The 1,034-nt window shown below is 41.4% G+C and carries 1 protein-coding gene; it reads right to left on the bottom strand.

Annotated elements, in window-relative coordinates:
- Window positions 1–1,030 (bottom strand): IS630 family transposase gene (locus AC2VE5_RS28705; protein WP_486890909.1). Its coding sequence is split into 2 segments (ribosomal slippage), with 1,032 coding nucleotides annotated over them: window positions 1–583 and window positions 582–1,030; the frame shifts between segments, so codons are not numbered across the junction. This gene is flagged as partial in the annotation.
- Window positions 1,031–1,034: the final 4 nt, after the last annotated feature.

The raw sequence follows: 1,034 nt of genomic DNA, 5'->3' as shown, positions 1-1,034 counted from the left end.
ATACATGAATATCTTTGGGAAATTAAAAATTTGTCGGTGAGTTACTAGCTCAAACAAGCGCTTGACAGCAAAGAAAGATTTACACAGATGATAGAACTCTCGGATAAACCTCTTTGCTTGCAACCACACATCTTCCACAGGATTTTGTGCGGGAGCATTAGGTGCGAAGCGAATACAAGTAAGTTGCCAATTCAACTGATCCACCTGTTGATTGACTGATGCTAAATAAGTTTTGACTTCCGCAGAGCGGTGATAACTTGCTCCATCCCAAATCAAGGCAATACGGCTTTGGGGGTATTGTGAACGCAGGTATTGGAGAAAAGTAATAGTAGATTGGGAATTACCCTGGTCATAGGCTTGAAGGAAAAACTTTTGCGTAGACAGATTGAGCGCACCATAGTAAGTCTGTTTTTGTCGTTCATTGATGACTGGAACTTGAATGCGCTCAGAGGTCTTACCCCACACATATCCACAAATGTCTCCCCATAACAAATGGCATTCATCAAGAAACAAGACCACTAACTCACCCGACTCAATCTGACTTTTACGAGCATTCAACCAGTTTGTAAGTTCTTGTTTTTTTCTCTACCAATTCTGGATCTAGCTTGGGGTTGCGTTTCTGTGTCTTCTTCCAACTGATACCTGCGGCTTTAAACAATTCGTAATAGCTTTGACTGGATGCAAAGACCACGCCATAGTTATCTAGGAGGTGTTGTTTAAGTTCTGCTAAATTCCAGTAATTCTTCTGTTGCAGCCATTCATTCACTTCTAAGCGTGTATTCTTGTCTAGATAACCACTAGAGCCTTGATGCTTCAGAGTTAGTCCCCTAACGCCTTGCTGCTTAAATAGTTGTTTGTACTTGCTAATGAATCCCACCGATACCTGCAACAGGTCTCTAATCTCAAAATAGGAATACTTCTGTATCACCATTTGAACTGCTAACGCCCGTTTTAGTTCTCTGGGATCGCGCTTGCTATCGATGAAATCGCTCAGAGCTGTTATTTCCACTTGACTGTTCTTTAACAACATCTAT

The sequence above is a fragment of the Aliterella sp. E5.1 genome, assembly GCF_057473825.1.
This window is presented reverse-complemented; position numbering and strand designations above follow the sequence as displayed.